At 35.7% G+C, this 23232-nt stretch carries 25 protein-coding genes and 1 riboswitch; of the genes, 14 read left to right on the top strand and 11 right to left on the bottom strand.

The window, feature by feature from the left end; translation table 11 throughout:
* Window positions 1–545 precede the first annotated feature (545 nt).
* The 5 genes from Q5794_RS30280 to Q5794_RS30260 all read right to left on the bottom strand — a co-directional run bounded on the left by Q5794_RS30280 (window position 546) and on the right by Q5794_RS30260 (window position 6411).
* Window positions 546–1049, bottom strand: coding sequence for a GNAT family N-acetyltransferase (locus Q5794_RS30280; RefSeq protein WP_098548424.1), 504 nt, complete (start codon window positions 1047–1049; stop codon window positions 546–548).
* An 81-nt stretch (window positions 1050–1130) separates the two neighbouring features.
* Entirely contained in the window at window positions 1131–2297 is a 1167-nt protein-coding gene (locus Q5794_RS30275) for a phosphoribosylaminoimidazolecarboxamide formyltransferase (protein WP_374989512.1), read from the bottom strand.
* Window positions 2298–2345: 48 nt separating this feature from the next.
* A riboswitch (ZMP/ZTP riboswitch) is annotated at window positions 2346–2424 on the bottom strand.
* 198 nt (window positions 2425–2622) lie between these two features.
* Window positions 2623–4272, bottom strand: a complete 1650-nt coding sequence (ltrA, locus tag Q5794_RS30270) for a group II intron reverse transcriptase/maturase (RefSeq protein WP_374989511.1) — start codon at window positions 4270–4272, stop codon at window positions 2623–2625.
* 884 nt (window positions 4273–5156) lie between these two features.
* Window positions 5157–5768: a hypothetical protein gene (locus Q5794_RS30265; protein WP_214987403.1), complete on the bottom strand. Its 612-nt coding sequence runs from the start codon at window positions 5766–5768 to the stop codon at window positions 5157–5159.
* Window positions 5769–5937: 169 nt separating this feature from the next.
* Complete coding sequence (locus tag Q5794_RS30260; RefSeq protein WP_214987404.1) at window positions 5938–6411, bottom strand: hypothetical protein; 474 nt, start codon at window positions 6409–6411, stop codon at window positions 5938–5940.
* 469 nt (window positions 6412–6880) lie between these two features.
* Here Q5794_RS30260 and Q5794_RS30255 point away from each other — a divergent pair, with 469 nt between their 5' ends.
* Complete coding sequence (locus Q5794_RS30255; protein ID WP_214987405.1) at window positions 6881–7321, top strand: YaiI/YqxD family protein; 441 nt, start codon at window positions 6881–6883, stop codon at window positions 7319–7321.
* A 268-nt stretch (window positions 7322–7589) separates the two neighbouring features.
* Here Q5794_RS30255 and Q5794_RS30250 read toward each other — a convergent pair whose 3' ends face one another.
* The 3 genes from Q5794_RS30250 to Q5794_RS30240 form a co-directional block, all read right to left on the bottom strand.
* Entirely contained in the window at window positions 7590–7730 is a 141-nt protein-coding gene (locus Q5794_RS30250; RefSeq protein WP_179866295.1) for a hypothetical protein, read from the bottom strand.
* Window positions 7731–8296: 566 nt separating this feature from the next.
* Window positions 8297–8467 carry a hypothetical protein gene (locus Q5794_RS30245; RefSeq protein ID WP_164798540.1) on the bottom strand — a complete coding sequence of 57 codons (171 nt, stop codon included), beginning with the start codon at window positions 8465–8467 and terminating at the stop codon, window positions 8297–8299.
* Between the two features lie 332 nt (window positions 8468–8799).
* Window positions 8800–9891, bottom strand: a complete 1092-nt coding sequence (locus Q5794_RS30240; RefSeq protein ID WP_374989567.1) for a YsnF/AvaK domain-containing protein — start codon at window positions 9889–9891, stop codon at window positions 8800–8802.
* 262 nt (window positions 9892–10153) lie between these two features.
* On the opposite strand from Q5794_RS30240, the gene Q5794_RS30235 reads away from it, so the two are divergent.
* The 3 genes from Q5794_RS30235 to Q5794_RS30225 all read left to right on the top strand — a co-directional run bounded on the left by Q5794_RS30235 (window position 10154) and on the right by Q5794_RS30225 (window position 12757).
* Window positions 10154–11419 (top strand): damage repair protein, encoded by a 1266-nt coding sequence (locus Q5794_RS30235; protein WP_374989566.1) that lies wholly within the window; start codon window positions 10154–10156, stop codon window positions 11417–11419.
* 803 nt (window positions 11420–12222) lie between these two features.
* A complete protein-coding gene (locus Q5794_RS30230) occupies window positions 12223–12462 on the top strand; it encodes a YolD-like family protein (protein WP_374989565.1) in 240 nt (79 codons plus the stop codon).
* A gap of 145 nt (window positions 12463–12607) precedes the next feature.
* Window positions 12608–12757, top strand: coding sequence for a hypothetical protein (locus Q5794_RS30225; protein WP_374989564.1), 150 nt, complete (start codon window positions 12608–12610; stop codon window positions 12755–12757).
* A 303-nt stretch (window positions 12758–13060) separates the two neighbouring features.
* Here Q5794_RS30225 and Q5794_RS30220 read toward each other — a convergent pair whose 3' ends face one another.
* Complete coding sequence (locus Q5794_RS30220) at window positions 13061–13246, bottom strand: hypothetical protein (RefSeq protein WP_192998268.1); 186 nt, start codon at window positions 13244–13246, stop codon at window positions 13061–13063.
* Between the two features lie 550 nt (window positions 13247–13796).
* Here Q5794_RS30220 and Q5794_RS30215 point away from each other — a divergent pair.
* From Q5794_RS30215 to Q5794_RS30185, 7 genes are all read left to right on the top strand, one after another.
* Window positions 13797–14363, top strand: a complete 567-nt coding sequence (locus Q5794_RS30215) for an NADPH-dependent FMN reductase (protein ID WP_374989563.1) — start codon at window positions 13797–13799, stop codon at window positions 14361–14363.
* Between the two features lie 194 nt (window positions 14364–14557).
* Window positions 14558–15202, top strand: a complete 645-nt coding sequence (gene ycaC / locus Q5794_RS30210) for an isochorismate family cysteine hydrolase YcaC (RefSeq protein ID WP_374989562.1) — start codon at window positions 14558–14560, stop codon at window positions 15200–15202.
* A gap of 128 nt (window positions 15203–15330) precedes the next feature.
* Entirely contained in the window at window positions 15331–15975 is a 645-nt protein-coding gene (locus Q5794_RS30205; protein ID WP_176586117.1) for a hydrolase, read from the top strand.
* A complete protein-coding gene (locus Q5794_RS30200; RefSeq protein ID WP_374989561.1) occupies window positions 15972–16565 on the top strand; it encodes an antibiotic biosynthesis monooxygenase in 594 nt (197 codons plus the stop codon). The genes Q5794_RS30205 and Q5794_RS30200 overlap by 4 nt, the downstream gene beginning before the upstream one ends.
* 13 nt (window positions 16566–16578) lie before the next feature.
* Window positions 16579–18411, top strand: a complete 1833-nt coding sequence (locus Q5794_RS30195) for an amidohydrolase (RefSeq protein WP_374989560.1) — start codon at window positions 16579–16581, stop codon at window positions 18409–18411.
* A gap of 360 nt (window positions 18412–18771) precedes the next feature.
* Window positions 18772–18948 carry a hypothetical protein gene (locus Q5794_RS30190; protein WP_374989559.1) on the top strand — a complete coding sequence of 59 codons (177 nt, stop codon included), beginning with the start codon at window positions 18772–18774 and terminating at the stop codon, window positions 18946–18948.
* A gap of 27 nt (window positions 18949–18975) precedes the next feature.
* Window positions 18976–19434 (top strand): SMI1/KNR4 family protein, encoded by a 459-nt coding sequence (locus Q5794_RS30185; RefSeq protein ID WP_374989558.1) that lies wholly within the window; start codon window positions 18976–18978, stop codon window positions 19432–19434.
* A 183-nt stretch (window positions 19435–19617) separates the two neighbouring features.
* On the opposite strand, the gene Q5794_RS30180 is transcribed toward Q5794_RS30185, so the two are convergent.
* Window positions 19618–20091 (bottom strand): hypothetical protein, encoded by a 474-nt coding sequence (locus tag Q5794_RS30180; protein ID WP_374989557.1) that lies wholly within the window; start codon window positions 20089–20091, stop codon window positions 19618–19620.
* A gap of 314 nt (window positions 20092–20405) precedes the next feature.
* On the opposite strand from Q5794_RS30180, the gene Q5794_RS30175 reads away from it, so the two are divergent.
* Complete coding sequence (locus tag Q5794_RS30175) at window positions 20406–20777, top strand: YolD-like family protein (RefSeq protein WP_374989556.1); 372 nt, start codon at window positions 20406–20408, stop codon at window positions 20775–20777.
* A gap of 161 nt (window positions 20778–20938) precedes the next feature.
* Here Q5794_RS30175 and Q5794_RS30170 read toward each other — a convergent pair whose 3' ends face one another.
* On the bottom strand, window positions 20939–21139 hold the full coding sequence (locus Q5794_RS30170) for a helix-turn-helix domain-containing protein (RefSeq protein WP_098399970.1): 201 nt from the start codon (window positions 21137–21139) through the stop codon (window positions 20939–20941).
* A gap of 602 nt (window positions 21140–21741) precedes the next feature.
* Here Q5794_RS30170 and corA point away from each other — a divergent pair.
* Both corA and Q5794_RS30160 read left to right on the top strand, forming a co-directional pair.
* On the top strand, window positions 21742–22701 hold the full coding sequence (corA, locus tag Q5794_RS30165) for a magnesium/cobalt transporter CorA (RefSeq protein ID WP_374989555.1): 960 nt from the start codon (window positions 21742–21744) through the stop codon (window positions 22699–22701).
* A 277-nt stretch (window positions 22702–22978) separates the two neighbouring features.
* Window positions 22979–23161: a hypothetical protein gene (locus Q5794_RS30160; protein ID WP_374989554.1), complete on the top strand. Its 183-nt coding sequence runs from the start codon at window positions 22979–22981 to the stop codon at window positions 23159–23161.
* Window positions 23162–23232: the final 71 nt, after the last annotated feature.

Genomic DNA, 23232 nt, shown 5'->3' with positions numbered 1-23232 from the left:
TTAATCTAGCGCATAACTTTCACAGACGTTTTTATGTACCATATGTAAATAATAAAACATTTTATTAAAATAAGTTTTAACTATTGCATATATAATAGAAAAAGAACCAATTTGTCGTCAGGTAGAGTAAATGATAAAACTACAATTTTTATAAGTGAGTTTGTCAATTTACTTTTTGATATAAAAGAAATTAACTATACATTTTAGATAATATTCTGCTTATTAAAAGTACATTGATCTTAAGTAATTATAGAATTTCTCTTAAAGAGCTGTGAATATAACAATTTCTTAAAAGGTAAATATATAATATGTTGGTATATTATAAGAAGTAAACTATTAATTTGTTGTCACTAAGTGTAAATAGTGAAACTAATTTATTTTTATGAAATACTTTATCATTTACTTAACATAATCATAATCATCGTCATTCTATTATTCACTCTTAATAAATAAAATTTTTCTGTCCCATTACTAATTCCTAAGGTATAAAAAATAGAATGTAAAAAGAGATCAGTAATACTGACCTCTTTTTCTAGGACGAAAATTTATATAGATAATGCCATGAAAATAATATCAGCGTAGGAGCCATCTTTAAGCTTAATTTGATTTATTTGCTTTCCTTCTTCTTTAAACCCTAACTTTTTATACAAATGAATAGCTCTTTTATTGTTTGAAAATACATCTAAATTTATTTTTTCCAACCCTTTTTGTTCTTTTGACCATTCTATTAAATAAGAGAGTAACGTTGTTCCAACTCCCTTGTTTGAGAACTCTTGCTTCACGCAAATGCCAAACGATCCAGTATGATGCAAACGCATATAGGAAGGCCTGTGAAAAGAAAGAAATCCAACAACTTGATTATTAAATTCTACAATTAATGTTAAACCACCATTTTCTTGTCTCATTTGTATCTTTTTTTGATATTCTTCTGCTGTTTCTTGTACTTCTTCAGGTAATCGAAGAAGAAAATCGTTCGTTATAACAATTTCTTGCTTTATTGCAACAATTGCATCAGCATCTTCTACGGTGGCTATACGTACATTTAACATGAAGTTTATTCCCCTTTATTATTAAGTTAGAGATAAATAATGAATTAATTTAAATGAATTTTCAACAATCCATTTATAGCTTTAATGATGAAACACACGAATACCTGAATGAGCCATGGCCATTTCGTATTCATTTGCTGCGTGTGTAACTTGATCGTCTCGTAAAGAATTACCTGTTTGAACCACATATTTAACGCCACTTTGAGCCGCACGATCTATATTATCACGGAAAGGTAAAAAAGCATCGGATGCATAGGAAACGTCTTTTAATCGTTTTATCCATTCTTGTTTTTCACCCTTACTTAGTCTAGCAGGAACCTCTTCAAAACAACGTTTCCATTGTTCATTTTCTACCTCAGTAATATCATCATTCAACCATCCATCAATTGCATTATTAACTTCTACACGAGAAATGCCTTCTCTGAACCTCATGTTAAGGGCTCTTGGATGTTGTCTTAACCACCATTTATCAGCTTTTTCAGCTGCCAACCTTGTACAATGAATACGGGACTGTTGTCCAGCACCAATTCCAATCGTTTGGCCATCTAAGGCGAAGCAAATAGAGTTGGATTGTGTATATTTCAATGTAATAAGAGCAACAAGAAGGTCTCTCTTTGCATCATCAGGAATATCACGTTGAGTCGTGACAATATGATTAAAAAATTCTTTTCCAATCTGTGCATCATTTCTCTCTTGTTCTAGAGTAATCCCAAATACCGTTCTTTTTTCAATTGGGTCAGGCACATAGTTTGGGTCAATCTCTAAAATTAGATATTTTCCTTTCTTTTTCTGTTTCAAAATCTCTAATGCTTTTTGAGTGTAGCTTGGTGCTACAATCATATCAGAAACCTCTGTTTTGAGAAGATTAGCTGCAGTTAAATCAACTTCATCACTAAAAGCAGCACAATCACCAAATGAAGACATCCTATCTGTTCCACGTGCTTTTGCATAAGCAATAGCTAAAGGAGAAAGGTCTGCCCCTTCAACAAAATAGGATTCAGCAAGTGTCTCATTTAATGGAGAATATACAGCTGCACCTGCTGGACTTACATGTTTAAAAGATGCAGCTGAAGGCTGATTAGTAGCCTGTCGAAGCTCCCGGACCAGTTGAAAAGAGTTTAATGCATCCAGAAAGTTGATATAACTCGCTTCTCCATTTAAGATTTTAATAGGCGTGTTCTCAGTATTATGAACTTTAGCTTTACTCTGATTTGGATTCATCCCATATCGTAAACAAATTTCCTTCACTTAAAAATCCCCTTTCTAAATAAAAAAAGTATTTGAACTCATGTTCAAATACTTTGCCCAGGCGTACGGCCGTTATCTATGTGCTTCCTCATGGTCCTCCATGTTTACGCCAGTAACACATAGTCTGTTTTATAAGAAAATTTTACATAATAATAGTAATTTTAACAATACTTTTAGCTAAATTCTTCTTTTTTTAATTGTATATCATACAATCCTAGTTACGTCGGGTAGGCGGGCACTCTCACGAGCGCCCGCCCCCTAAGAACCGTACGTGACAGATTTCCCGTCATACGGCTCAAGCCTTCTTTTTATCCAAACAACTCTTTTATTTAATACAAGGTATATGTACCAATTTAACGGCTTTACCTGTAGAAGCTTCTAGATTTCGTACCGTAACCTTTTCTCCATTTTGTAGAGTGTACTTACACATTGCACAACGATATCCTTGCTTTCTTGCGAGTTTCATCCTGTCTAGCGTATTTTCATGATTAAAGACCTTACGGTCTCGCTTTTCCCAATATTCTTTTAGACTAGGATCATCTGGGCTGTTTTTATAGGCTACCATCACATGACGCTCTATTTTAATCCAAGACATCTTTAACAACTGGATATTGGTAAGTGGACATGTGAGAATCCATCTATCATTTCCTCCGTGGTGGGGTTTCTTAAAATAACGCTCTCGAATCCACTTCCACGACTTCTTTGGATGCAATTGTCTAAGGTGTTTTCTTATTTTTAAGAAAACGTAATTGTCCATATACCCAAACGTCTTTTTTGATACGACATGTTTCCAATACTGTCCGTAACCACGAATAATAGGGTTTAAGACGCGTATGATTTCTTTTACTGGTCGTCCTCGCATCACTGCGAACGTATCTTTTATCTTACCTTTTGCTTTTTTGATGCTATCTTTGCTAGGTTTGATCAATAACTTATTTCCTTGCTCAGTCTTGTATTGACGAAGTGAGAAACCGAGAAAATCAAACCCATTCTCGATATGCGTTACTTTTGTTTTATCAACACTCAAGTTAATCCCACGCTTTTTTAAATAAGGAGCCAACTTTTGATACATAAGTTGAGCTTGCTCATTAGTTTCCGTTACGATGACGAAGTCATCTGCGTAAGCGACACGCCCCATCTTACACTTTGGATCAATCTTGTAGCCCGTGCCTGATTTGTATGTCTTTCGGTAAACAATACCAATCTCTTTTTCCATTCCATCTAGCGCGATATTAGCTAGAAGGGGGGAAGCTACACTTCCTTGGGGACTTCCTTCCATTGTGTTGTGAAACATACCTTGCTCCATATATCCCATCCTGAGCCATCTTCCAATCAGCGTGTTTCCTGGAAACATAGACGTTTGTTTACTTATCCAATTATGGTTGAGATGGTCGAAACACCCTTGGAAATCTCCTTCAAACACCCACTTTTTCTTACTATTCATATTGAGCTTGTTAAAGAGATTGCTGATGGCATCATGAGTGCTTCTTTTAGGGCGGAAACCGTAGGAACTGGCTTCGAATCTGACTTCCCATTGCGGTTCTAGTGCGTTCTTTACGACATTTTGATAAACCCGATCCCGTATCGTCGGGATACCGAGAGGTCTTAATTTCCCATTCTTCTTAGTGATAAACGTTCGTTTCGCTGGCTTTGGGCGATGCTGAAAAACATTCCGTCTTAATAGTTCTTGATACAGTTTGATACGTTCGTTTGGTTGTGAGGCCGTATAGCCGTCTACACCAGGTGTTCGCTTACCGGTATTTTGTTGCGTCACTCTGCGAATGGAGAGTAATAAATTGGCTTTACTCCGGAGGAGTAAACGTTGAAGTTTCCTTACTCTTCTTCGTTGATTTTGTTGTTCGGCACGATAAATTCTTTGTCGTAACTTCGTTACATAGTGTTGTATAGTATTCCAATCAATAGAATACCAACCTTTATGCGAGACGTGCGCCGACGCTCGTGGAGAGGTATTCATAACAGCACGCTCCTTTTCGTTAGAAGATAGCCACAAATTTATTTTCGTGTTGAAGACCCATGAGAAGTGGGCGCTCTTTCGAGCCTGCCATTGTCTGTGAAGACGGACAGTATCCGTCCAGTTATACAGTGTTCCTGCTTTCCTGTCCCTTTTCAGGGTGACGGCTTTCGCTTTTTCTCATATCCCATACCCTCTGTCACGTCGTTTGACTTTGCAGTCATCCTACTGCTTGCGCAGATGACATAGGGCTTACCAAGTTCCACATTCCACAGATGCGATAGGGGGAGGTAGGTTCTTTACTCCGGGCAAGATGCGGGACGCATCAGAGTAGCATTATGATTCTACTTTTCCTCTTGCCAAGACCCAAGCAAAACTATGCATTATCTTGAGCTAACGCTTACGAAGCTTACAAACCTTCACTTTCGTTTACCATACCTATCTTCTCCTAGCAGTATTCTGGACCATGCATTTGTCCTCTGTTTCCGCATTTCCTCATGCAACCGACAGACTCGTTACCAAGAATGCCGTTTCGGATGGAGATCATCTCCGCGTCTAGATGAGTAGCGTTAGCTACACTGTGAGAAAGCGACTTCTTGTCGCACCATAATGTATGTTATAGGAACGTGGATTTATTTATTACAGCCTTGATAGATTTACTTTCGTACTTACGTATTAATTAGTGACAGTAAACTATAAAATATATAAAAGAGGTAAGTATGGTGCATAAGTCTAATTGGATTTATAAAGAACTGAACAAAGTTAAAATAGACCTGAGAAATTACCCTATAATTGAACTCAAAACAGAAGAAAAAGAGAATCTAAAAAGAGCAGTCTTAAAACAATTAAGACTTTAATTAATTCAAATTCAGTTGAAAACAAAAAGGTTAAGCATTTTGCTTAACCTTTTTGTTTTTGATTGTCTTTAATCTAAAGAAATAGATAAAAACACTAATAATTATTAAACAGTAAGTAACACTTTGAGCCATGCCCAAAATATCACTCCAACCCCTAGTACCATTTAAGAATAGCTGAAGCAGCAAACCTGCTGGTAGCGTTACTAATACAAAAGGTTTTTTGGTGAACAAAAACCCAACGATTCCTCCTATAATACCGCCTACAACGGATGCACCGTACCATGTAATGAAGGTATATAGTATGTCTTTTAAACCCCATACTACACTGTCTGGTTGATCATTATAAAAATGACCAATTACAAAATACATGGTAATGGAACTGACAATATAAAGGCTTCCAAAATATGCTGCTTGCCTTGTTCGGGTTCCAAATACATATCCAACAACCATCGCCATTATAAACCAACCTGGTAAAGAATTAAGCATGATAGCTACATAGGAAACCATTAATTCAGGAATGGTCATACTCGTTACAAGTGGCAAATGATCAGACATAACAGAGAAAACTGCGACAATTCCCCCTACGACTAATGTAAAAATAATAAACTTTACCCAAACCTTCTGTTTATCCTTATGTGACAAAACAATCCCTCCAAGCCTTACTGCTATAAATAAGACGTTTAGTGAAAAGAATTGTTTTACTTTTTAAGGAATCTTTTATTTATTTCAGATGTATACGGTATACCAAGCCAGTTAACATAATCAAGTTTATCGGAAATTATTTTTAATAAGGGAACTTTATTTTATAAGATCAATCCCAAAAATTAAATATAACTTCCCCAACTTTCTTTGGTTTCCAAAAAAGGATTTGCTCTAACTCGCTGCTGCTCAGCTTGTTTTTATTTTCTAAGCTTACCTTCCCTTTGCTTTTTCTGATATCTAAAGGTTCATTAAGTTCTTCTTTACTTAAAACTTTATAGAATGGCATAAAATCCTTTGATAAGACAGGATCATCAATAAAATTGAGATGTTGAAATTCAACAGTAGAAGCAAAAGCTAGAAAAGGATAATATGCATTAAGTAACACATACATCTCTCGGTTACAAATATTCATTTTTACCTTTAAAAAATTGGTTGCTAAATTTGATTCATCAATGTCTAATATTCTTCCCTGATTTTTTCTAACCAAATTGAAGCATATATATTTAAATTGTTTCTCATCTATTTCATTCGGTTTATTATCTATTGAACTATAAAAACCAGTTACCCCATTAGGAAGGTTCATTAAATAACTCCTTTCAGGACGCTTAGTTACGTATATTTTATATGTATAAAGTATTTAATTCTCCCTCTTAAAACTCACGATTCATACTCCTTTTCTTCATCAATCCATCTATCTTCAGTCAATAGCCCACACTTAGGGCATTTATATTTAGGATCTATTTGAGTTGTTATTTCCTCAACGTTACAAGGTTCACATAAATGAATTAAAAACAAATATCATCACACTCCCAATAAATAGAAACCACATCATTATTATTATGGGTTTCATAAGTGATAATAACATCTTTTTCATACTTTAGAAGGTTACGTGAGATCAAATTAGCTTCTCCTTTTAAAAAAGAGAGCATCAAACGCGCGCTTTAATACAACAACTGTTTTTTAATAATTTTAGGTAAACTATCTTTATCGTTTGACAAAGGCTAAATCTTCCATTATCATCAACTCAAACTTATTTACGGGGAGAGGTAAAGATGAAAATTTATGTTGATGCAGATGCTTGTCCGGTAAAAGATATCATTATCTCTGAAGGTACGAATGCTGAAATTCCTGTTATCCTTGTTACTAGCTTTTCTCATTTTTCTAATGTGGAACAACCATCAGGAGTGGAAACCATTTATGTTGATTCTGGAGCAGATGCTGCGGATTATCGGATTATGGGGTTAGTAGAAAAAGGAGATATAATCGTTACGCAAGATTATGGTCTTGCTTCGCTAGGTTTAGCAAAAGGGTGTGCGGTACTTCACCATAATGGGTCTAGCTATACAAATGAAAACATTGACCAATTATTACAAACACGTTATCTGAGTGCAATGGCTCGAAAAAGCGGAAAGCGTACAAAGGGGCCAAAACCATTTACACCCGAAGATAGAGAGAAATTTAAGGGGCTTTTTAAAAGAGCAATTTCACGTTAAAAAAGAACCATCCATTTTCAAGAAAACCCCAGAAAAATAAATTGTCCAAATATTAAACTAACCTGCCTCGTTAACTTAAGTAAATAATAAAGTACTTCCGTTATAAGCCCTTTAATCTTTAAAAAGATTTAACATTGAATTTAGTGTATTAAATACTTAAGTAGAAATACCAATAGGCGACCTATTCCTTCTGCTCAGAAAGATAAAGTCACCTACACGATTTTTCCATTCATTATTATTTACCCTTTCCTTTTTCCTATTTATAAATTTATTGGTTTACATGTTTCTGTTCTAACTGATTTACTACATCTTCCTGACATTCATTGATAAATAAATAAGTAAGGTATGAATGTAAATCAAATCGTTCTTCATTAATAAATGTAGAGAAAACTTGTTTATATTCGCTCAATAGTTTGACCTCCTTTATGCAAGTTCCTATTTTTTATTATTGTCCAACTAGCAATCTCTTATACATACAAATTAACAAAATATTTTATATGATAAGCTATTTTCATCTTGTACTGGCCGCGCCTACGCCATATACAATGATAGCCAAGCTTGCTATCCAACCTTATTTTCATTATATATGTAATCGCTTACAAAATAAATTAAAATAATTGAATATTCTGTTTTTATAGCGATATTAGGGACAGCATGAAAAATTCTTATAAGTAGCTAAAAAATTAACTAATTAGAAAGAGACTGTATATGTTAAAGTATTGGACTAAAATCAAATAAAAGTCCGCAAAAGTATACTTTTACGGACGGTGAGTTTGTATAAAAAATTTATCATTCTCGACGTTCGTTTAAATCTAAAAACAGTTTACGAACGTTCTTTAAAACACATTTAGTTTTACGAACATTTTTAACAAAGTAATAGATTGAAAGTTCTACTTCCTATAATCAAACTTATGGAAACTAGAAAAATAAAAATTACAACCCTACTCATTTCTGAGTTAGGGTTGTAATTTTTATTTATGCATGTAACTGCTGATTAACCAATCTCTTTACTCTCTCATAAGCTTTGACCTCGCCTTGGTAAAAACATGCACTGTTCCAGTCTTCTCTTTTCTCCGCATCCTTTCTCCAAGCATCAGATTGTTCTATTAACTTATCAATGTGTTCAATAAACTTCTTTCGTTCCATTTAATCACCTTCTTTTATCATAATTGGAAATATTTATACGTCATTTTGATAAGTAATATTTCTAGAATTTAGTGAGAATACCTGTTGGAATTTGATATAATCTCCAGGACTTTTAGGAATAAAAGAAATGACCCCCAGTAATGAAAGTCATTTCTTTTATTTTATTACCTGTTTATGCTCATTTTAATGAGTTATTTTGGTTCTTTTTTGATTTTAGGAACATTACTTATGTTAATTTAAAGGGAAATAAAAAAGCTGCCAATACAGCTAGGCAGCTCTTCCTTAAATCTTCTCAATTATTCCCTCTATTATAAACTGTAGAGGAGACTTACTTATTTCTTTTGCTTGTTTGTTGATTTCTCATTATTTTTCCCTTTTTCAGAAGTAGTAATATCCGTATCTTCAACTTGACTTTCTGGTTTCTGATTGTTTATTGAGGCTGTAACCTCTTCAATCTCTTTGATGACAGGAGAAGTTGTCACTTTAAGTTGAGCTTCTTGTTTCTGGTTGGTTGAAAGTTTAACTTTTTCCTCTTTTGGAGCATCAGAAGCAATTACAGCAGCAACTTCTTGATAACTTTGATCTACGTGATTATCCATGTTTTGATAGATTTCAGAGTCAGCAAGTTCAGGAACCACGGGAAGTTCTGACTGTTCAATTCGCGCTTCTTCCTTTCGGACAGTATCCTTCATCTCTTTAATCTCTTGAATTTTACGCTTACCAATGATCACTTCTTCCACAACCACAGGTCTCTTGGTTACTTCAATTCGTTCCTCCATAATAGGAATACGAATGATCTCGTTCTCTGTCAATGGGCTACCATCATACTGACCGTCTATGACCGGGCGACGTTCTACGTAGACTTCCTCACGCATAACCGGAACCTGGATAGTTCGTAGTTCTTCTACGATTTCCTTACGAAGTTGTACTTCCCCAGTCTGAACACGTTCTTTCCTTACGTCGAGTTGTTCTTCGCGAAGTTGCACTGACCTATTCTCCTCTGTCTCGTATGGAACCTCCCTAACCGTAGTATACGAAGGAATTGTTTGAGTTTCATCCACATCAATTAGGACAAGAATTTTCCCTTCCTTTACATCCATTTCACACTGTTTTGCAGTAAAACTTTGTATGCCCATTCTAACAAGTTTTGAAGTTAGACCACCAGCTTGTGTAGTAGTAGCCATTCCACCTGTCATCATGGTAAGAAAGCCATCCATCATCACACCTGCCAATGAACTTACAGCTGGCGTTCCAGCTTCTATCATTACATTTGTTTCGGCCCCTAACTGTAGAGTGTTACTTCTATCCTTTGCGACTACCAATATATCTGTTTCACGATATCCCTGACGTTTTAACCCCTTAATTGCATGTATCGCTTCTTGCTCCGAATGAAAAGTTCCCGCAACTCGTTTTTGTGTTCCCATTCTTCCATCTCCTTAAATTTTAATTAAACTTATACTAGTTTTACATTTAATTCCACCTTTGTTATGTATAATATGTACCCAGTAGTTTTCTATTTGAAACGTGGTACGTGTGACTATGTAAATGACACCTAAATTATAAAATGTAGAAAGATGAAATATAAGCAATAGCAATAATCGGGGAAAGGAATGATATTCCATTGAACAAAGAACGTTTGTTCGTATATAATAAAGAACAAACGTTCTTTATTGAGGAGTTATTCCAATGGATTATGGGCAGCTACCAAACAGAGTCATTATTTGCATAGACATGAAAGCTTTTTTTGCTTCAGTTTCCTGTGTGATTAGGCGATTAGATCCATTAAAAACAAGGCTTGCTGTTGTAGGAGATATCAAACGGTCGGGATCTGTAGTATTAGCTGCTACACCCTTATTAAAGAAAGAAGGGATCAAAACAGGAAGTCGTCTTTTCGACATTCCTAAAAGGAAAGATATCCATGTCGTGAATCCATCCATGGAGAGATATATCAAGGCTTCAAACTATATTTCTAGTTTGGTGTTACAGTATGTTTCTCCTGAAGACTTTCATGCGTATAGCATTGATGAGGTGTTTATTGATGCCACAGCTTCTTTGCATTTATTCGCTCGCACACCAGAAGAATTAGCTCATAAAATCATCAACGAGATTTATCGCAAAACACGTCTGACAGCTACCGCAGGCATCAGTCCGAATCTTTTACTGGCGAATGTGAGCTTAGATCATGAGCCCAAGAATAGCCCAACAGGGGTGGCGTATTGGCGATATGAGGATATTCCCTTTAAGTTGTGGTCCATTCATCCCATGAAGGATTTCTGGGGGATCTCGTCTGCTACGGAAAGGCGCTTGAATCGTTTAGGCATTCACTCCATAAAAGAACTCGCTCTTTCTTCAAAAGAGATGTTACAAAAAGAATTAGGCATCCTAGGCGAAGAGTTGCACCAACATGCGAATGGCATTGATTTTAGTCGCATTTCTGATGTGTATATCCCTAGTTCCCGTTCCTTTGGGAAAAGTCAGATTCTCTTTCGAGATTATACAAGCCGAAAAGAAGTGGAATTATTGCTGTTGGAACTCTTGGACGATGTGTGTTTTCGCTTACGCATGCATCAAGTGGTGGCTCAAACTATCCATTTATCCATTGGCTACAGCAAACAAGCAGGTGGAGGCTTTTCCAGACAAAAGAGAATGGGGAGAGCTTCGAACTTAAGCCAAGATATCTTTCCATATTGTTTAACCATTTTACATACCTATGATAGTGGGATGCCAATTCGCTCCATTGGCATTTCATTATCCAACACAAGCATTCAAGAAGAGGAGCAAATGAGCTTATTTGATGACATCAATCAACGTGAAAGAGCCTATGCTCTTGCCAAAACGATTGATGTCATTTGGCTACGTTATGGCAAAAACAGTGTACTACGTGCATCTAGTCACCTTCCGTATTCAACAGCAAGTTACCGAAATGGACTTATGGGTGGACATAAAGCTTAAGCGCGAGACGTTATCGTCTAAGTTAAACGTTGGTATTACAACGTTTTAAGCGACAAACGATGACTGTTCTTTAAAGAAATAAGTCAAGGCTACAAGAACAGGATAACTGTTCAGACAAGTGAGAGGAATGAAGGGGTAACGACCTGAAACTCTCCCAGTGAGATTCCCGACAGCATACGCTAGGCGTAGCGTGATGTTGGAAGCAGGGTAAAAAATGCAATCACTATCCGAAGTGCCCTACAGGGCAACCGAAAGCCATTCGGAATAATAAACCAAATGGAACTGATAAAGTATTGTATGCTGTCAACCGACATGGTGAGAATGTGTAAACACTGACGAACTTGCGAATGTACGCCTCGATATTGTGACGGGTCAGAAATGATTCGGAATCTGAAAATAAGATTTGTCTAACGGATTGGAATAATTTAAGCTGTGACAATCCTAACGTTGTTATAGGCAACGGAGCTAGGCACGTGGTATAGCAAGCACCTAAATCGGAAGTCATATGACCTTTAAAATAATGATAGTCTGAACGGAACGTCGAAAGCTACTAACGTTGAGAGCAATCTCTATCGGCGGATATAGTTGAATATGAAACGGGCAACCGAGGGAAGTATTCTTAATAGTAGTGAGAGTAGTGGCACGACCCAAGAAGGTTCTGTAATGGAACTGGAGGAACAGCCACAAGCCTATATTTATAGGTGGACCGCGGTATACCGTGAAAGTGGCACGTACCGTGCGGATCGGGGGAAAAGTTAGAGATAACTTCAAAGACTTACCTATCGATAATAGGAGGAGATACTATGCAGAACAGAGGAATGAAAAAATGGCGTCCTTTTGCTACAATGCCAGAGCAATACATAGGGTTAAAGGAAATAATAAATAAGCAATCAGAAGTAGCTCAACCTGTTTTAACAGAAGAGCAAATGGAACAGATGAATTTCACCTTAATTGAAGCCTTACATACAAATACACAAGTGTACCTTACCTATTATAAGCAAGGCCAATGTTATAACAGAGACAGGGTTCATTCAGTTTGTTGATTCCCTCGGGGATTTATTTATTTTCATTGACGACGTATTTGAGTTAAAGAATAAAATGAAGTTAAGCGAGCTCATTGATGTTCGCTTGGCTTAGTTCCTGAAGAAATCGTGTACAGGAAGCATTTATTTTGGTGGAGGTACATTCATGTATCATTTTAGAGTATACACGTTACGTGACGGTTCAAAGAGAATCATTAAACTAAAAGAAGGCGAATCCTTTAAACAGGAACTCCAAAGAGCCGGTATTCAAGAAACGCAAATTTTCCAGATGCAACTAGTGGAAAAACCACAGTGATCCACATTTCACCATGAGGTACTGGAAGGCTTAAAATATGGATTATGATAGTGGAGAATGTATGAAGTATAAACTCTGAAAATAAGAAAGAGAGCTGCCGGATAGAACAGCTTCCTTTCTTTATATTAATAATACAAAAGAGTAAAAAGAGGTTCCAGTTAGTTTACTAAAACCTCTTTTAGTTTAAGTAAATTCTTTTACAATCCATGTTGAAACAAACAACTACCTATAATTACACGTTCCTTTCTAAAATTCCTCCTACTTTTTAGGCCATTTCCTTTGGAGAATAAGGTATTTCATTTTTTATCCACTAACCCTTTCTTTTAAAAAACCTAGAAATCCATTTTGGACTTTGATTATATGATCACCTAACCAAATATTATTGACCCTGAAGTAATAGCAATTCCCATCTTTTCTTAAAAACTTACTAACACTGTAACCCTCTTTAATTAAATAGGCCTGAATTTCTTCTTCATGATCATTAAACATGACATTCCCTCCTATTCAAAATTGTTAAAACTTTCTTTTTACTAATTCCCATATTATGCAAGAAGAAAACCGTATTCCTTATTATTCAAATATGCTAATGTTATCTACGCTATATAAGCTGTATAAAAATAGATAAACTATAAAACCACACTAAAAAAACGTTCAAAGTTTGAACGTTTTTAGTTATTATGCGTCTGAGCCGTCCAATCAGATTTCTGCTACTTTTCCATCTTCTACTAACCAAAATTCAAGTGTCACATGGAGTTTTTAATCAACATATCCAATAATATCTGTACCTTGTTCTAATCGGTTATAATAAGTTGAATTATAAAGAGAGAAAATGTCTTTTTTCGTGTTACCAATAGCTATTCCTTTTGAAATCAGGGAATTAGATTGAATCTCGATGAGATGGTTCTTTTTACATTGTAACTTCTCTAGAGAAGTTACAATGTAAAAAGAACAAGTGAAATTATTTCTATATTTGAAAATAGTGTCTATATTTAGAATATTATGTTAAGATAAAAGTGATTTTAAACCGGGGGGTGATTTTATGACTAAAACCATTGGTCTTATTTGTGGAAGTTTACGAAAAAACTCGTATAATCGAGCTATTGCTCAATCGTTGATTACCTTGGATAATTCGGCTCAATTTCGTTGGATTGAAATAGATAGTCTTCCTTTTTTTAATGAAGATTTAGAAACTGCCGGGGCACCAGAATCAGTAACATCCTTTAGAACTGATATACAAGACGTTGACGGAGTCATCATTGTAAGTCCAGAGTACAACTCCGGAATTCCAGGGGTGTTAAAGAATGCATTGGACTGGGCATCAAGACCTCGGACCTCTTCTGTTTTAAACAGAAAACCGGTTGGCTTAATTGGAGCAACTCCTGGAGGGTTTGGTACTGCCTTTGCTCAAATCCAAATTAGAGAAGTACTCGAAGCTATGCAAGTCAATGTTCTACCATTTCAAAAAATGCTCATTTCACAAGTTCATGAAAAAATTGATTCCAATCAAAAAATACTTACGGATGAACAAACAAAACGTTATCTTCAACGTTATTTACAACAGTTCATCCATTGGATTGATCATGCTCCAGTTCCTGTTCTAGATTAATAGAAGGATAATAACCCTCACTAAAAGTCACCTCAGAAATAGCTTTCTTTCTATACATGTTATTAACATATTAGTAGATTACAAATGAATTCCAAAAACAATTTGAATTATAGACTGCTTATAGAAGATATAAGAGGTATATTTACCTTTTGCAATTGATAAACTTACTTGATTAATTTAAGGAGGATTTTAAAATGTCTGATCTTTATTCTCGTCTTTCAAAAGATGATGCTGCTGTCCTTTTGGTGGATCATCAAACTGGCCTTATTTCTGGTCTAGTACGTGACTATGGTGTTGATGAATTTAAGAACAATGTATTGGCTCTTGGCGACACGGCTAAATTCTTTGATTTACCGGTTATTTTAACAACGAGTTTTGAGAATGGACCTAACGGCCCATTAATGCAGGAATTGGTGGATCTCTTTCCTGATGCACCAAAAATAGCTCGTCCGGGACAAATTAATGCATGGGACAACGCAGAATTTGTTAAAGCAATTGAAGCCACTGGAAAAAAACAGTTGATCATCGCGGGTGTAGTTACAGATGTCTGCGTTGCTTTTCCTGCGCTTTCTGCCATTAAAGCAGGTTACGAAGTGTTTGTTGTAACAGATGCTTCCGGGACATTCAATAAGCAAGTGGCAGATGCAGCGTTAACGCGTATGGCTCACGGTGGCGCCCAGCTTATGAACTGGTTTAGCGTAGCATGCGAGCTGCAGCGTGATTGGCGCAACGACGTTGAAGGATTTGGCAATTTAATTTCTAGTCATCTTCCTGGTTATCAAAACTTAATGGGCAGCTATAGAGGAGCTCAGCGAGATCTTAGTACACAAAATGCATAAGTTTGGCGCTGATTTAATCAGCGCTCCTTTTTAAATAAGAAGTATAGCAAGGCTTTTATTTTACGGTTACAGCTGAAACTACTAATTGCCTTTAAGATGAAACCATTTTAAAAAGGGAGTGTTTTATCATGAGTAATTTAGAATTGTTAACTCCGGAGAACAGTGCATTAATTTTGATTGACTTTCAGCCTCAAATGACTTTTGGAGTTGCCAGCATTGACAGACAAACATTAATGAATAATGTTATGCTGCTTGCTAAATCAGCAAAAACATTTAACGTACCTACTGTTCTTACTACAGTTGAAACACAAAGCTTTTCTGGTTATTTCTGGCCACAAATTCTCGACATATTTCCAAACCATGAAATTATAGAACGTAGTTCAATGAATTCTTGGGAAGATTCAAAATTTGTTGAGGCAGTTAAGGCAACCGGTAGAAAGAAATTGATATTTGCAGCACTTTGGACTGAAGTTTGTCTTGCATTCCCTGTACTTGAAGCAATTAAAGCTGGCTATGAAGTTTATGCAGTTGATGATGCTTCAGGTGGTACTAGTTTGACAGCACATAACGCTGCTATGCGTCGTGTAGAACAAGCTGGAGCAATTCCAGTGACAGCAATTCAAGTTTTACTTGAGTATCAACGTGACTGGGCACGCAAAGACACTTATGATGCTGTTATGGAAATTGTAAAAGAACACACTGGCGCTTATGGTCAAGGCGTGGAATACGCATATACTATGGTACATGGCGCGCCTCCAAGTAGGAAAATATGAATCAAGAAAGCGTAACTGTCGAAGAAACTCATGCAGGGAACACGATGGATGCTGGTGGTCCAGTAACAACAATTGTTACATGGGTAATTCAAGAAGGTAAAGAAGAACAGTTTGAAGCTTGGAGACATGAAATTGAAGCTGCTGCTACTAAATTTCCAGGGCATTTAGGCGTAAACCTAATAGTCCCTAATAACGGGTCCAGAGAGTATACTGTTGTTTTTCGCTTTGATACGTATGAGCATTTACGTGCTTGGCAAGAATCAGATATTCGTCAAGATTTGTTAAAAAAAGCAGAACCATTTCAAACTACTAATCCAACTTACAAAACTGAAAGCAGTTTGGCGTATTGGTTTGTTACTCCCAAAATGCCAGTTCCACCGCCAAAATGGAAGATGTCTATTGTTACCGTTCTTGGTGTATGGCCTCTTAGCAAGTTGGTTCCTATAGTGATAGGACCTATAATAAAAAATATGAATCCTATTATGTCATCCTTTTTTGTTTCTGTATGTATAGTATCCTTGCTATCATGGGTAGTAATGCCGATTCTCGGTAAAATATTTCATCCATGGTTACAGAATAATAGGAAGTAGACGAGGTGTGAACATGAATTTACCGGATATGATTTTATATAACGGAAAAATCACTACTCTTGACCCATCTCAACCTGAGGTATCGGCTATCGCTATAACTGATGGTTTAATCACTGCAGTAGGTGGAGATGAGCTTCTTAATAGTGCCACAGAAAAAACCAAAAAAATAGACCTTAAAAGAAAGAGAGCTATTCCGGGCTTGAATGACTCTCATATCCACGTTATTCGTGGCGGTCTTCATTACAATATGGAATTGCGCTGGGAAGGCGTGCCATCACTTGCTATCGCTCTAGAAATGCTTAAAGAGCAGGCAAGACGTACACCTGCTCCTCAGTGGGTAAGAGTAGTTGGAGGTTGGTCTGAATTTCAATTTAAAGAAAGACGGATGCCAACCTTGGAAGAGATTAATGCTGTTTCTGAAGACACACCTGTCTTTGTACTACATCTTTACGATAGAGCACTAGTAAATCGTGCAGGACTGCGTGCACTGGGATACACAAAAGATACACCAAATCCTCCGGGTTGTTTAATAGAACGAGATAAACGGGGTAATCCAACGGGGCTTTTAATTGCCAATCCTAATGCTTCTATTCTTTATTCAAGTCTAGGTAGAGCTCCAGTACTTAATTTTGACGACCAGATTAATTCAACTCGTCATTTTATGCGCGAATTAAATAGATTAGGTATTACAAGTGCTATTGACGCAGGTGGTGGATTCCAAAATTATCCTGATGATTACAAAGTTGTTGAACATTTAGCCGAGAAGGATCAATTAACTTTGCGTATTGCCTATAATCTATTTACACAAAATCCAAATCATGAATATGAAGACTTTGCTTCATGGGCAAAAATCGTTTCTCCAGGTCAAGGAAGCGATAAGTATAAAATGAATGGTGCTGGAGAAATGTTAGTATTCTCGGCAGCCGATTTTGAAAAATTTCAAATGCCGCGGCCTGACCTAGCTACGGTGATGGAAGCTGACTTAAAGAAAGTAATTTCTCTATTAGTGGAAAACCGTTGGCCATTCCGTTTACATGCAACTTATGACGAGTCAATAACACGTTTCTTAAATGTTTTTGAGGAAGTCAACAGAGAAATTCCTTTTAATGGTCTACGCTGGTGGTTTGACCATGCAGAAACCATTTCAGATCGTAGTATGGAACGTGTTAAGGCTTTAAATGGTGGTATTGCCATCCAAGACCGCATGGCTTTTCAAGGTGAATACTTTGTTGATTTATATGGAAAGGAAGCTGCAAAGCGTACTCCTCCGATTCATCGTATGCTAGACTTGGGTATACCTGTTGGCGCCGGTAGTGATGCAACGAGGGTTTCCAGCTATAACCCTTGGGTTGCTCTTTACTGGATGGTTGCAGGAAAAACCATTGGTGGTCTTTCCATATACGATGAAAAGAATAAACTTGATAGAAAAGTAGCCCTAGAACTATATTCTAAAGGGAGTGCATGGTTCTCCGGCGATGAACATAAAAAGGGATCCCTTTCAGTAGGCCAGTTTGCTGATATTGCTGTATTGTCTGCTGACTACTTTACAGTGCCAGAAGAAGAAATCAAAGACCTTGAATCATTACTCACCATTATGGGTGGGCAGGTTGTTTATGGAAATGATGAATTTAAAAATTTATCACCTGAATTGCCGCCAGCATCACCTGATTGGGCACCGACGGGGGTTTATGGTTATGGTGGTGCTAACCTAGCCCACAATATACTTTCTCACAATGCCCATGATCACAAACATAGTTGCAGTAACCCTCTTCATCAACACACTCATACCGTAATAGGAAAAGATGGAACTAAATGGGGTATTGGTTGTACTTGCTTTGCTTTCTAATAAGGATTAAATGATTAGTGCATGTTATTTAAACTATAATTAATATAAGAAGCCACTTGTATAAAACAAGTGGCTCTTTGCTACGTTGAATACATTCAATGATTCACGTATTATTCCCAGCGCTATTATAGCACAACTTATCGATTTGTTTAATACATTCTTGTTTTACTACGGCTGAAAACAGGATTCATACAATTTGTTGATTCCCTGGGGAATTTGTTTGTTTTTATCGATGAAGTATTCGAATTAAAAGATAAAATGAGGTTAAGTGAGCTAAATGATGTTCGTTTTACATAAAATAATTTCACCTTCAATTTTTGTGGTAATCTAATAAGAGTCAATTAGAAAAGAGTGATCAACATGGAAGAGAAAGAGCAGCAAGAAATCGATCTTAACAACGTGTATGACTATGCTGAATTTCCGGATAAGGTCAGTGGCAGATGCGACAACTGCAACTCAGCTTACTTCAAAAGTTCCGTAAAAGGTGGCGTTTTCTTACGTGAATGTAGAGAATGTGGCATGAAGAAAAGCATTTAGTTGGTATTGATTGAAAGGGTTGGGGAAATGAGAGATATTTGGGATGATGGATACAGTCAATCAAAGAAATTAACAGAAGAAATGGTCAACGATGCAGAAAAGAAGTTGGGTGTGAAGTTGCCAAAATCCTATATTGAGTTATGTAAAATGCAAAATGGAGGCTCTTTAAAATATTGTGACTACCCTACCTCCGTTCCAACAAATTGGGCAGCCGATCATGTAAACCTCCCTGAAATTTATGGAATAGGAAAAGAAGGCATTTTATCTAGTGACTATTATATAGAAGAATGGGATTTACCAAAGGATATTGTTCTACTAGGTGGAGAGGGACATTGGTGGGTTGCATTCGATTATCGGAATACAAAAGATAACCCTCCTATAATTTATATGGATCTAGAATGGGGATCAGACACACTTATTTTTGAATTAGCTCCTGATTTCGAGACCTTCGTAAATGGCTTATTTATTTATGAAGATGAAGAATGACTACATTTATACAATACAAAGGAACTGACATTCAATTGTCAGTTCCTTTTTTATTATTACGTTCAACTTTAGTCCTTGAGACATCTTTAGATCTCTCGTCCATTTCATGAAAAATATAAGCCACTAGACCAATCCTCAACATATAAAAGCCAAGCACCTCTTACATCACCATCTACTGATCCCCTACTGCAGTAAGGGTTCTTTTTTATTTTTTAAGTAGACAGGCAACCTTGCTGCTGTAGCTACATATTTAGACTTCTCCATATTAGGAATAGAGAATCTGTTATTGAGAAAAGAAGTAAATCTTTTTTTATAGCCTTGTGAATAATACTCTTTCATAGCTGTATTCAATTGTTTTGTACTGTTTCCGAGGATATATCCAATGTTTAAGGCATCAACATCAGCAATCAAATCTGCCAGACCAAATTGGCCTTTTTCTTTATTGCCAATGAAATCTAAAGCAGCTTCATAGGTGGAAGAATACTGCTCTCCTGCGTTTACAGAGTCCTCCGCGGTAGTTAGTAAATCGCCTGCCCACCCTGCAAGATCTGCTATAAAACCATTAGTGCCCCAAATAAAGATTGTACTGTTTAAAGAAGCTGCTAAATGTGGTACATCTAATGGAACTTTGAACTTAGGATCATAAAGTTCTTTCATTACCGGTGGAGGGTTTTTTTTCTTCTCTTTTAAATAAATGTATAACCAAAAAATAATTAGGGGGAATTTTTCATGGATTTATATGTACTTAAAATATTTCTAACTGTATTCAGTTCTACGGTTTTATTATGTTTAGGGTTTATGTGGCTTTGTTTGTATAATGGTGTGAAATTGTACTTTTTAATTCGAAAGGAAACCAAAAATGAAAAAACAGAAAAACAGAGACGGTCATTATGACTGTCTCTGTTTTATTGATAAAAATGTTTATTTGTATATAATAAGAATAAGTGTTCTTATTATTGGAGGGGCTAAAAATGAATGAAGAAGAACTGGAACGCATTAGAAATGGGCAATACAAAGACAGAGGAATGGTGAAATGGAGGGCTTTTGCGTCTATGCCTGAACGGTATATAGGTCTGACCAAGGTATTAGACAATCAATTGAAAGTTGAGCAGCCACTTTTATTCGCAGATCAAGTAGAGCAGATTAATCAAACACTCGCAGAAGCCATACATAACCAAAAAGAAGTTTATCTTACATATTACAAACAAGGTCACTGTATAACCGAAACAGGACGTATTGAACATATAAATATACATAAAGTATGTTTTTACTTTATTGATGAGGTGTTTGAATTAAGAAATGAAATGCCACTATCAGCATTAATTGATCTCAGGTTTAAATAAGTTTATAAGCACAAACTAAAAAAGCAGCCAAAATAATATATTTTGACTGCTTTTTCAGCAAAGTTGAACAACTAGATGATTTGATTCTAACATTATTTTTATCTTTTGTATATTTTCGCTTTACATGCAGTAGTGTACATAAAAAGTGGAATGATGAAGAATCATTCTTCAATTTCAAATAAATCCTCTAATGATACTCCTAGAGCTTTAGCGATTTTAAATAGATGCCAATCAATATGCTGATTATTTCGATCGAATCGTGAAATACTTGATTGGGGAACTCCTGACATTTCAGACAATTTCATTTGTGTCAGACCTCTTTCTTTCATCAAAGCATTCAATCTAGGCTTTACAACGAACATGTGAATTCCTCCTAAATTCAGATTTAACCATTATATACTATACATAATCGAATAAGTAGAAGGAAATCATTTACAATACATTAACCACTAATGCGTAATGGGTAAAAGTGGAAAATTAAATTGAGGAGGTATTAAAAATAAAGGTGAAAGAAAGTTATTATCGATCTGTTTTGTGTCATTTTTTGAAGTACCCTAATGAGCATTTAAAAAATATGAATGATGATGATTGCGAAGAAGAATACGAAAGAATAATACCTTCAAATGAAAATTGTGGCTTTTTGTACCTAATAAAATTATAAAGAGGAACTTATCCGTCTCCATTTCACTTAACAGTGAACAATAAAAAGAGGTGATATGCCTTTGGGTCACTTAAACAATTTCTTTCATTTCTTACTACTAGACATCATTCTAAGTTTTCTCCTACTTTGTTGTATTATTTTAAGAGATAGATATCTTACGAAGAATAAAGATTCAAATGAAGAGAAGACAAAAAAATATCAGAAAGACTTTATGATCTTGTTAACAGTGGGATTAATCGTTTATTTTATGTAGTATACTATAGATAGATAGTAGAATCTTTAATCATAGGGAGGAGTTGTCTCATGATTCGAACAATAGCTATTACACAAGACTTAGACGTTAAACAAGATGTGCCTCTTGATCACTTATCTGACCCTTCAATTAAGTGGTTCTGGGTAGATCTGGCCTCTCCATCTGAAAAGGAAGGAAAAATGTTAGAGACGTTTTTCCACTTTCATCCTTTAGCTATCGAAGATTGTCTTCACTTATTACAACGTCCTAAACTTGATTATTATGAGGGTTACAGCTTTTTAGTTCTTCATTATTTAAATAGCAACACATTAGATGTTGAAGAAGTAGACTTATTTATTGGAGAAAATTATTTAGTGACCTTCCACTTTAAACCGGTACTCAGTATTGAAACAGTACGACAACGCCTTTTACAACATCCTAGTGGATTTAATAAAGGAGTGTCCTATATTGCATATGCGGTTCTAGACCAATTAGTGGATGATTACTTCCCAATTGTGTATGAAATTGAGGATAAATTAAATGAAATTGAAAGCAGAGATGCCAAAAAATCAATTGCTTTACTAATGAATGATGTTTTTGATATCCGAAGTGATTTATTAAAGCTCAGAAAAACCATTCTTCCTATGCGTGATCTGCTATATCGAATTATTAATTCGGAACGTTTAAATATACCTGTGGAACAGAACGCCTATTTCAATGACATCTATGACCACTTGATAAAATTAACAAGCATGGTGGAAGCCAATCGGGATATGACATCAGACATGAGAGATAATTACCTTTCAATTAACGCCAATCGGATGAACTCCATTATGATGACATTAACAATTATCTCCTCTATTTTCATTCCCCTTACATTTGTCGTAGGGTTATATGGGATGAACTTTGATCATATGCCTGAACTTCACTGGCACTACGGATATTATATTGTTCTAGGAATTATGGCTTTAATGACAATTGGCATGATTCTTTGGTTTAAACGAAAAGGCTGGTTTAACATCAATAAGTAGTAGGATTTTTTTCTTTCTATACATAAGTTTTTAGTACATTGAGCAAACTACTCAAGATGCGGGCAAGACATCAATCCTTAAATGATATATGTGTAAAAATCCACTGACTCCAAGCCGTGGATTTTTCTATTTTTTAGACTGTATGTGATATATAAAGTTAGTTACCATAATGTTCCTTCTAGGAAGTTTGAATTAGTTTTTCACTTTGGTGTTTTAGATAAAAAGATAAATGTTACCATTGATAGTATAAACAAATTCTAGGAGGTATTTCGAATTAATGGATGAACAGAATAAAAAGAGCATAACTGATGTTGAAGATCATTTAAATAAGGTTTCAGGAAATCCGACTAAAATTAATACATCAGGAGTTCCTAAAGGGATACGTATTATAGGATACGGCTTTGTAACATTTTTAGTTTTATTGATTTTAGTGGTTATTTACATGGTACTATTTAAGTGAAAATTTACTTATTAGTTTAGAAAAAATATCATATACAAAACTAATTTACATAATAACCGTTATCTGTACTA

Origin of the sequence: Priestia megaterium (assembly GCF_041941685.1) — a bacterium.
GTDB classification, from domain to species: Bacteria; Bacillota; Bacilli; order Bacillales; family Bacillaceae_H; genus Priestia; species Priestia megaterium_C.
This window is presented reverse-complemented; position numbering and strand designations above follow the sequence as displayed.